The organism is Bradyrhizobium sp. (genome assembly GCF_030693485.1).
Classification (GTDB): Bacteria; Pseudomonadota; Alphaproteobacteria; order Rhizobiales; family Xanthobacteraceae; genus Bradyrhizobium.
Genome location: NZ_JAUYAN010000045.1, coordinates 1 through 8360, shown reverse-complemented (window position 1 = coordinate 8360; position 8360 = coordinate 1). Strand labels below are relative to the sequence as shown.

Annotated in this window: 11 protein-coding genes; 4 read left to right on the top strand and 7 right to left on the bottom strand. The window is 63.0% G+C overall.

From position 1 onward, the window contains the following. The 4 genes from boxC to Q8N40_RS03580 all read right to left on the bottom strand — a co-directional run. Positions 1-1276: 2,3-epoxybenzoyl-CoA dihydrolase (gene boxC / locus Q8N40_RS03595; RefSeq protein WP_305710827.1), on the bottom strand; the 1276-nt coding region annotated here is incomplete at its 3' end. A gap of 88 nt (positions 1277-1364) precedes the next feature. Then, positions 1365-1889: a DUF309 domain-containing protein gene (locus Q8N40_RS03590; protein WP_305322010.1), complete on the bottom strand. Its 525-nt coding sequence runs from the start codon at positions 1887-1889 to the stop codon at positions 1365-1367. 23 nt (positions 1890-1912) lie between these two features. Then, positions 1913-2731 (bottom strand): alpha/beta fold hydrolase, encoded by an 819-nt coding sequence (locus Q8N40_RS03585; protein ID WP_305710826.1) that lies wholly within the window; start codon positions 2729-2731, stop codon positions 1913-1915. 136 nt (positions 2732-2867) lie between these two features. Next, positions 2868-4406: a benzoate-CoA ligase family protein gene (locus tag Q8N40_RS03580; protein ID WP_305710825.1), complete on the bottom strand. Its 1539-nt coding sequence runs from the start codon at positions 4404-4406 to the stop codon at positions 2868-2870. A gap of 155 nt (positions 4407-4561) precedes the next feature. Between Q8N40_RS03580 and Q8N40_RS03575 the strand changes: the two genes are divergently transcribed. The 3 genes from Q8N40_RS03575 to Q8N40_RS03565 all read left to right on the top strand — a co-directional run bounded on the left by Q8N40_RS03575 (position 4562) and on the right by Q8N40_RS03565 (position 6684). Further along, a complete protein-coding gene (locus tag Q8N40_RS03575; protein ID WP_305710829.1) occupies positions 4562-5467 on the top strand; it encodes a helix-turn-helix transcriptional regulator in 906 nt (301 codons plus the stop codon). A gap of 37 nt (positions 5468-5504) precedes the next feature. Beyond that, complete coding sequence (locus Q8N40_RS03570) at positions 5505-6050, top strand: hypothetical protein (RefSeq protein ID WP_305710824.1); 546 nt, start codon at positions 5505-5507, stop codon at positions 6048-6050. A gap of 67 nt (positions 6051-6117) precedes the next feature. After that, on the top strand, positions 6118-6684 hold the full coding sequence (locus tag Q8N40_RS03565; RefSeq protein WP_305322006.1) for a GNAT family N-acetyltransferase: 567 nt from the start codon (positions 6118-6120) through the stop codon (positions 6682-6684). Here the strand turns inward: Q8N40_RS03565 and Q8N40_RS03560 are convergent. The 3 genes from Q8N40_RS03560 to Q8N40_RS03550 all read right to left on the bottom strand — a co-directional run bounded on the left by Q8N40_RS03560 (position 6671) and on the right by Q8N40_RS03550 (position 7971). Beyond that, entirely contained in the window at positions 6671-7177 is a 507-nt protein-coding gene (locus Q8N40_RS03560) for a GNAT family N-acetyltransferase (protein WP_305710823.1), read from the bottom strand. The genes Q8N40_RS03565 and Q8N40_RS03560 overlap by 14 nt on opposite strands. 63 nt (positions 7178-7240) lie before the next feature. After that, positions 7241-7630 carry a helix-turn-helix domain-containing protein gene (locus tag Q8N40_RS03555; RefSeq protein WP_305710822.1) on the bottom strand — a complete coding sequence of 130 codons (390 nt, stop codon included), beginning with the start codon at positions 7628-7630 and terminating at the stop codon, positions 7241-7243. Beyond that, on the bottom strand, positions 7627-7971 hold the full coding sequence (locus Q8N40_RS03550) for a type II toxin-antitoxin system RelE/ParE family toxin (RefSeq protein WP_305710828.1): 345 nt from the start codon (positions 7969-7971) through the stop codon (positions 7627-7629). Before Q8N40_RS03550 ends, Q8N40_RS03555 begins: the two co-directional genes overlap by 4 nt. A 174-nt stretch (positions 7972-8145) precedes the next feature. On the opposite strand from Q8N40_RS03550, the gene Q8N40_RS03545 reads away from it, so the two are divergent. Next, on the top strand, positions 8146-8360 hold a 215-nt coding region (locus tag Q8N40_RS03545), incomplete at its 3' end, for a Rieske 2Fe-2S domain-containing protein (RefSeq protein ID WP_371135605.1).

Genomic DNA, 8360 nt, shown 5'->3' with positions numbered 1-8360 from the left:
AAAGTTCGATGGTCGGGGGGCTGCGGTTGTCGCCCTGGCGCGAGCCGATCAGCATGTAGGAGCGGTCGGCCGCGAACACCAGTTCGGCCAGCGTGCCGACGAAGCAGGAGCCGGGCTCGACCAGCGTCACCAGCGTGCGCGAGGTGACGTCGATGCGCTTCAGCACCCGCTTCCAGTATTGCCTGATCTCGTTGACCAGCCAGTGCGCCTTGTTGGCCTCCAGGAAAGCGTCACAAGCCAGCACATTGGCGCGGTCGCCATGCGACTTGAACACCAGCATTGCGGTTTCGAGTTCGTTGATGCGCAGATGCAGGATGGCGTCGTCGAGCTCGCGCGCCACCTGCAGCGGCCAGAACGAAGCACCCTGCCCGATCATGCCGTCGATATCGGCGGGTGGCGCCGCGTCCGGCGCCTGAATCGAGATGGTGGCGATACGCGCCGCGCGGTCGATGTCGACGCTGACAAAACCGTAGCGGATGCCGCTGTCGTCGAAGCTGCGTGACAGCGGCGCCAGCGCGATGGCCTTGCCGTTGCCGTTGCGCTTTGACGCCGCGGCGAATTCCCTGGCGCGTTCGGCGACCCTGGCCTCGAGCTTGCTGTTCGGCACGATCTCGTCGACCAGCCGCCACTGCACCGCGCGCTTGCCCTTGATGCCTTCCTCGATGGTGCAGAAATAATCGGCGTGATCGCGGCGCACCTTGCGCTTGTCGACCACGCGGGTCAGCCCGCCGGTGCCCGGCAGCACCGCCAGCAGCGGCACTTCCGGCAGCGCCACGGCCGCCGCGCCATCGTCGGCGAGGATGATGTGATCGGTGGCCAGCGCCAGTTCGTAGCCGCCGCCGGCCGCGGTGCCGTTGATGACGGTGACGAAGCGCTGGCCGGAATTCTCGCTGGAATCCTCCAGGCCGTTGCGGGTCTCGTTGGTGAATTTGCAGAAATTGACCTTGTGGGCATGGGTGGCGCCGGCCAGCATGCGGATATTGGCGCCGGCGCAGAACACCCGGTTCTTGGCCGAGCGCAGCAGCACGACTTTCACGCCGGGATGCTCGAAGCGCAGCCGCTGCACCGCGTCGGCAAGCTCGATATCGACGCCGAGATCGTAGGAATTCAGCTTGAGCTGGTAGCCTTCGAACAGGCCGCCGTTCTCGTCGACATCCATCGTCAGGGTCGCGACTTCGCCTTCGACAGCCAGCTTCCAGTGCCGGTAGCGCGACGGGTCGGTCTGGAAATCGATGTACTTCGCGCCGCCTGCAAGGACGCGATCTTCGCCAGCCATGGGGCCACCCTGATTGATCTCTCAATATGCACAATAGTGCATGTTTTTGAATTGGTCTACCCTAAAGCGAAGAAAGCTGCATTTTGCTTCATGTGCGGGCAACCGCGCCGATCTTGACCCAATCAGCCTTGGAGAGCTGCGGCAACGCCAGTTTGGCCTGCAGCAGCGCCGCAAGCGCCGCGGTCGGGAAGCCATCTGCGAACCCGTCGCCACCGGCCACGGCCTTGCGCAGGCTGAGGGTCTTGAGTTCTCCAAGCGCTTCGCCGAGCAACCGGCTCGCGGCGTGAGATTTCATCATCCGGAGTTTCAGATTGGCGCCCGCGATCTGGGTGCAGGCGCGCAGCAGGATGCGCTCGCGGCCACCCTGCGGCGCTGCCGCCCACACCGCTTCCAGCACCTGCTGCGACTCCCAGAAGAAGCCGTGGTCGTTGAGCGCCAGCCCGTAGCGCAGCGCCGGATGCCGCGCCGGGACGAAGTCGCGGAATCGGGAGGGCACCAGCGCCATGACCTGCGCCAGCGTATCATAATCGGCGTCGGCATCCGCGGCCGAGCCGGGTACATAGGCCCAACGTGGCAGCGGAAGGCTGGCGCCTGATGACGAAGGGATGCTCATCGCGGCATCGCCTGACCAATGTTTTAAGCGGCGCGCCCCTGCGAGCCTTCATGCGTATATAAAATGCGTCTTGCAAAATCCGAGATGGTATCGAGCGTCGTCTTGGGTGCCTCGCGATGCGGCGAATGTCCAGCCCCGGATATTTCCGTCACATCGACCGGACAATAGCACTCTTCCCTTGCTATCTCGATCTGCCGGATTGTCCCATACTGATCGTCGGCCCCCTGCAGGATCGCAACCGGCACGCGAATATAGCCGAGATAGTCCGAAATATCCCAGCAACGAAATTTCGGGTTGAGCCAGGCGTCGTTCCACCCGTAGAAGGCGTTGTCGACATCCTTGTGCCAGCGCGAAAGTCTTGCCTTGAGCCCATCGGTCTCGTAGGCGCGCTTGATCGCGACGATCGAGCTCACCGATATATCTTCCACGATAAAGTGCGGCGCGATCATCGCGATGCCCTGGACGCGATGGTCCTGATGCGAACCGGCATAGATCGCCGCAATCGAGGCGCCATCGGAGTGGCCGAGCAGAAGCCCGCGACGAAAGCCGATGGCGTCCAGCAACTTCGGCAGCACCTCGCGCGCCTCGATATGCATGTAATCCAGAGGGCGCGGCAGCGCTGCTGGCGTCGAAGCGCCATAGCCGGCGCGCGAATAGACCAGCACGCCGGCCGAGGTGGCAGCCTGCAACTTGTCGGGAAAATCGCCCCACAGCCCGACACAGCCGAGTCCCTCATGCAGCATGACAATGGTCGGCGCCTGATCCGGCGCGGGCCCGATCATACGGTATTCGAGCTCGGACGTTCCGATCTTGAGGAAGCCGGAGGGGGAGAGGTTGATCATGACGTTTCTTTCTCAGTCATTCCGGACAATTCGCGAAGCGAACTGATCCGGAATCTGGAGCTTGTTTCGCGAGATTCCCCGATGCGCAATTGCGCATCTGCGGTTCGCGCAGGCGCGCGCCCCGGAATGACGGGAGTCATTTGGTGCCACGCAATTTAAACCTTTGAATCTTCCCGGTCGCGGTCTTCGGCAGGCTCTCCACCACATCGATCCAGCGCGGATATTTCCACGGGCCGATCTTCTGCTTGACGTGCTCCTTCAGCGCCTCGTGCAGGCCGTCGGAGCCGGCGCCTGAGCGCAGCACGACGAAGGCCTTCGGCTTCAGAAGGCCCTCCGGGTCGGGTTCCGGCACCACGGCGGCTTCCAGCACCGCGGGATGCGTGATCAGCGCGCTCTCGACCTCGAACGGCGACACCCAGATGCCGGAGACCTTGAACATGTCGTCGCTGCGGCCGCAGAAAGTATAGCGCCCGTCGGCATCGCGGATGTATTTGTCGCCGGTGCGGGTCCAGTGGCCGGCAAAGGTCTGGCGGCTCTTGCTGCGCTGGTTCCAGTAACCCTCGCCGGCGGAGGGCGCATCGACCAGGAGCTCGCCGACCTCGCCGTCGGGCACATCGTCGCCGGCGTCATTCACCAGCCGCACTCGGTAGCCCGGCACCGGACGGCCCGCCGTGCCGTATTTGATATCGCCGGGCGCGTTCGACAGGAAAATATGCAGCAACTCGGTCGAACCGACGCCGTCGAGAATGTCGACGTTGAACCGCGACTTCCAGGCATTGCCGACCGATTCCGGCAGCGCCTCGCCCGCCGAGGTGCAGACCCGAAGCCGCGTGCCGCCGCGTGCGTTCTTCATGGCCTCGTCGTTCAGCATCGCCGAGAACAGTGTCGGCACGCCGTAGAAGATCGAGGGATTGTACCTGTCCATCAGCGCGAACATCGAGGCCGGCGTCGGCCGCTCGGAATTGAGCACGGTGGTGGCGCCGACCGACATCGGAAAGGTCATGGCGTTGCCGAGGCCATAGGCGAAGAACAGTTTTGCCGCCGACAGGCACACATCGTCCTCGCGGATGCCGAGCACCTGCCGGGCGTAGGTCTCCGCGGTCGCCGCCAGATTGGAATGCAGATGACGCACGCCCTTGGGCATGCCGGTCGAACCCGACGAATACAGCCAGAACGCCGGCTCGTCGGGATGGGTGGCGGCGGTCGCGAATGAATCGTTTTCATCAGCGAGTTCACCGGCCAGTTTCATGTGGCCGTGCGCCTCCTGGCCAGCGACCACGACATGTTCGAGATCCGGCATCCGCCCGACCATGTCCCTGACCACAGGCAGCAGCGCTTCGGAAACGAACAGCACCCGGGCGCGGCAATCGGCCAGCACATAGGCATATTGATCCGAGGTCAGAAGTGTATTGAGCGGCACCGGCACGATGCCGGCGCGGATCGCGCCCAAAAACACCGCCGGGAAATCCACGGTGTCGAGCATGATCATCGCCACGCGTTCCTCGCGGCGGACGCCGAGCCGGCGCAGCAGATTGGCGACGCGGTAGCTTTGCTGTTGCAAGCCGCGATAGGTCAGCTCGGAGACGGTGTCGGTGAACGCGAGTTTTGTCCCGCGGCCTTCGTCGATGTTGCGATCGAGCAGCCAGCTCACCGCGTTGTAGGAACTGCCGCTCATGCCGCGCTCCCAAAGCAAAAGCGTGTCACGACGTCTCCTCCCCAATTTTAAGAATTATAATTCATAGAAGTGCACCAGATGCGCTTGCTGTCAATCCTCGTCGGCATTATGTTTCCTAAGTGCATGCCGCTGAAGCCCTGACAATGACAAGGGATATGACCGAAAATATCGACCCCGAAACCGGCTTTCTCGAGCAGCTCGGCCAGCGTGTCCGCACCATGCGCGCGTTGCGCGGCATGTCGCGCAAGGTATTGGCCAAGGTCTCCGGCATTTCCGAACGCTATATCGCCCAGCTCGAAAGCGGCAAGGGCAACGTCTCGATCGTGCTGCTGCGCCGGGTCTCGAATGCGATGGGCGCGCATCTCGAAGATCTCATTCCCGCGACCGAACCGGTACCGGACTGGCCGGTGATCCGCGACCTCCTGCGCAAGGCGACGCCGAACCAGATTGCCCAGGCCAAGGAGGCGCTGTCCGGCCAGGGCCAGGGCCAGGGCGTCCCGGCGCACCGGATGTCGTTTTCCGGCATTGCCCTGATCGGCTTGCGCGGCGCCGGCAAATCCACCCTCGGCAAGACGCTGGCGAAGGAGATCGGCTGGAGCTTCGTCGAGCTCAACAAGGAGATCGAGCGGCAGAACGGATTGTCCGTCGCCGAGATCATCGCGCTCTACGGCCAGGAAGGTTTTCGCCGCATGGAGCAGGCCGCCCTCGGCCAATTGCTGGCGAGGAAAGAACTGATGGTGCTGGCGACCGGCGGCGGCATCGTCTCGGAGCCGCTGACCTTCGACCTGATCCTGCAGTCGTTCTACACCATCTGGCTGAAGGCCAAGCCGGAAGAACACATGGCGCGGGTGCGCAGCCAGGGCGACCTGCGGCCGATGGCGGACGATCGCTCGGCGATGGCGGAATTGCGCACCATTCTGCTGAGCCGCGAGCCGCTCTATGCGCGGGCCTCCGCAGTGGTCGACACGTCAGGCCTCAGCGTGGACGCCGCGGCCGCGCGTCTGGTCGATGCGGTAGCACCGGTGCTGCAGAGCGAAGCGAAGATGTTCGCGCGGGGGTGATCTCGCCCTCGTTCGCCATTCGCGATAATGATCCGACATGAAACTGCTGTTCCTCCATGGCGCGCCGGCCGCCGGCAAATTGACGGTCGCAAAGGCGCTGCTGCAACTTGTGCCGGCGCGGCTGTTCGACAATCATGCGGCGATCGACCTCGCACGCACCCTGTTCGACTTCGGCGCGCCCGGATTCTGGGAGCTGGTCCACACTGTCAGATACGCCGCGCTCGATGCCGCGGCGGAGCACGGCGTGGCGCTTGTGGTCACCACCTTATGTTACGCCGATCCGCACGACCTTCCGCAGTTTGAAAAATTCGAGGAGGTGATGCGGCGGCACGGCGGAGAATTGCTGCCGGTGTTTTTGTACTGCTCCCGCGAAGAGGCCGCGCGCCGGGTCGGCAATCCCGACCGGGTGGAGCGGCGCAAGATGACATCAGCGGCAAGCCTGAACAAGGAGCTCGACACTTACGCTTTCCCGGCGGTGCCGCGCCCCGATTGTCTCGTGCTGGATACCGAAATGAGGCCGGCGGAGGCCACCGCGCGGGAAATCATTGGCCATTTTGGGCTGGGCGCGGCGGAGAAACCCTAAGAACCTGCGGAGACGGCACCGCTTCCCGGCAGTTGCGGACGCCGGGACCACAACGTTATAAAAATCCATGGCCCAGCCCGATGCCCCCATACCGCAGAAGCCCTTCAAGGTGTGCCGTCTCGACGCACAGGACGCTGCTGTCTATCGCGACATCCGCCTTGAAGGTTTGAAGAACCACCCCGAGGCATTCGGCTCCTCCTGGGAGGACGAGTCCCGCAAGCCCGATGCCTGGTGGGCTGAGCGCCTGGAAACAAGCACCGTGTTCGGCGGCTGGATCGACGATTCGCCGCTGCTGGGTGTCGCCGGCTTCCATGCGCATACTGCCACCAAGCTTCGGCACAAGGCGGTGTTGTGGGGCATGTATGTTCGCATCGAGGGGCGCGGGACGGGACTCGCGGCGCGTCTGGTCCAGCGCGTGATCGAGCATGCCCGGCCTCTGGTCGAGGAAATTTGCCTGACGGTCGTGGCTTCAAACATCGCCGGCAAACGCCTTTACAGCGCCGCCGGGTTCGAGCCCTACGGGATCGAGCGCCGGGCCCTGAAGATCGGCGAGGAATATTTTGACGAGGTGCTGATGGCCCGTCCACTTCGCGAGCCCTGCGCTTCCGCTGCTCCAATTTCTATCGGGGATTGATGTTCGGCCGATGCTTCTTCATCCACACGACGCGGGAAATGACCCCGCTGCGAGACACGCGATCGTTCCGGCCTTCCTCGGCGTACCCGTTGGCCTTGTAAAAACCCTCGGCATTCAGCGAAGCCTCGCAGACTAGGTATGGCGTCGCCTGAAAGGCGAGATATTCGATTTCCGAAAGCAGCGCGCGCCCGAGCCCACCGATCGGGTTGGGCCTCGTGTAAAGCGCCTTCAATTCGTGTTTGGAGAGAACCGCCATGGCAAAGCCTATGATTTCGCCGCCGGCTTCGGCAACGAGGACGCGATAATCCGGATCGGAAATCTGCCTGGCGATCCGCGCGGCATCCACTGCATTGGCCCAATCGTTCAGTATGACCGGGTCGTAATGGCTTACTGCCTTGGCGAGAACGGCCTCCCGACGCACCAGCAGGATGTCCGCCGCATCGTTGCCGACAGCGGCACGGATCTTTGCGGTGACAGCCGGCGGCCGCTGCATGAGGATATGATTCTCCGTTTCACCGATCGGACCGGCCGAAGGCGATGCGTCGGCGCAAAGCGATTACAGCTTGCGTGCGCGTCGAAGCTCTCGCCGTTCGCCGATGCCGTGCGGCGACTTGGACAAGACGACACGCGGCGCGCCGACCCCTCTTCGCTTCCGCGCCCTGAAGCTGACGGACACCTCGATATTCTCGTCGAGCTTGCCAAGAATGGCGATCATCCGGTCCAACGTGAAACGGCCGAGTTGGGTGTTGCGAATCCGGGAAAATTCCGAATAGGATACACCGGTGAGCTTTTCCGCATCTCGTGTCGAAAGCTTGCGTTCGTCGATGATGCGGATGATCTTCGCGGCAGTCAGCGCGCGCGCCTGCTCAAGATCGGCGTTCGGCCGTCCAAGATCGCGATACACGTTGCCGCTGCCGCGCACCAATTCGATATCGTCTTTTTTCATTTCAGAGCCTCCTTAAGGCGTCTCAACCTGTCGTGAATGAGATCAACCTCTATCCTTGGAGTCTTGATTCCGGATTTGGACCTCTTCTGGAACGCATGGATCACCCAGACATCCGCGTCGATCTTGACCGCATAGAGCGCACGAAAGGCGTCGCCGCGATACCGCAAGGCAATCTCGAACACACCGCCATCCACGCCATGAAACGGCTTTGCTTTCGCCGATTTCCCGCCGTCGGCGGCAATGGTCAGCGCGTCGAGCATGTCGCTCTGAACGTCGTTCGGGAATTCCTCGAAGTCCTTGCGCGCAGCCTTGATCCAGGAGATTTTCCTAGCGTCTCGCATCGCCAAAATGTTATCAAATTTGTCAACACACCGCAAGCGTGCGGTAGTCGTGCCCGGAAGCAGGTTGCTGGTCCGGCAGGCCTGGCGAAGGAATCCGCTTGCAGCGCACCGCCGGCCTAGTAACCTGATTCCAAACGACATTCAGCCTGCGTTGCAGGGCCGGAGAACACCGCCATGATGAGCCAGGAAGCGAACGACCTGATCACCCGCACCGGGCCGAAGGATCCGGCCGCCAAGCTGATGCGGAAGTACTGGCAGCCGGCGGCGCTGGTGGACGAGCTGGCCGGCCCGCGTCCGGTCAAGGCGGTCAAATTGCTCGGCGACAATCTGGTGCTGTTTCGTGACGAGCAGGACCGCTACGGCCTGATCGAGCGGCATTGCGCGCATCG

What these genes read in the sequence shown, in the direction of transcription:
- Q8N40_RS03590 (WP_305322010.1), bottom strand. Translation starts at nt 1,889, where the DNA reads ATGAGCATCCCTTCGTCATCAGGCGCCAGCCTTCCGCTGCCACGTTGG.
- Q8N40_RS03585 (WP_305710826.1), bottom strand. Translation starts at nt 2,731, where the DNA reads ATGATCAACCTCTCCCCCTCCGGCTTCCTCAAGATCGGAACGTCCGAG.
- Q8N40_RS03580 (WP_305710825.1), bottom strand. Translation starts at nt 4,406, where the DNA reads ATGAGCGGCAGTTCCTACAACGCGGTGAGCTGGCTGCTCGATCGCAAC.
- Q8N40_RS03575 (WP_305710829.1), top strand. Translation starts at nt 4,562, where the DNA reads ATGACCGAAAATATCGACCCCGAAACCGGCTTTCTCGAGCAGCTCGGC.
- Q8N40_RS03570 (WP_305710824.1), top strand. Translation starts at nt 5,505, where the DNA reads ATGAAACTGCTGTTCCTCCATGGCGCGCCGGCCGCCGGCAAATTGACG.
- Q8N40_RS03565 (WP_305322006.1), top strand. Translation starts at nt 6,118, where the DNA reads ATGGCCCAGCCCGATGCCCCCATACCGCAGAAGCCCTTCAAGGTGTGC.
- Q8N40_RS03560 (WP_305710823.1), bottom strand. Translation starts at nt 7,177, where the DNA reads ATGCAGCGGCCGCCGGCTGTCACCGCAAAGATCCGTGCCGCTGTCGGC.
- Q8N40_RS03555 (WP_305710822.1), bottom strand. Translation starts at nt 7,630, where the DNA reads ATGAAAAAAGACGATATCGAATTGGTGCGCGGCAGCGGCAACGTGTAT.
- Q8N40_RS03550 (WP_305710828.1), bottom strand. Translation starts at nt 7,971, where the DNA reads ATGCGAGACGCTAGGAAAATCTCCTGGATCAAGGCTGCGCGCAAGGAC.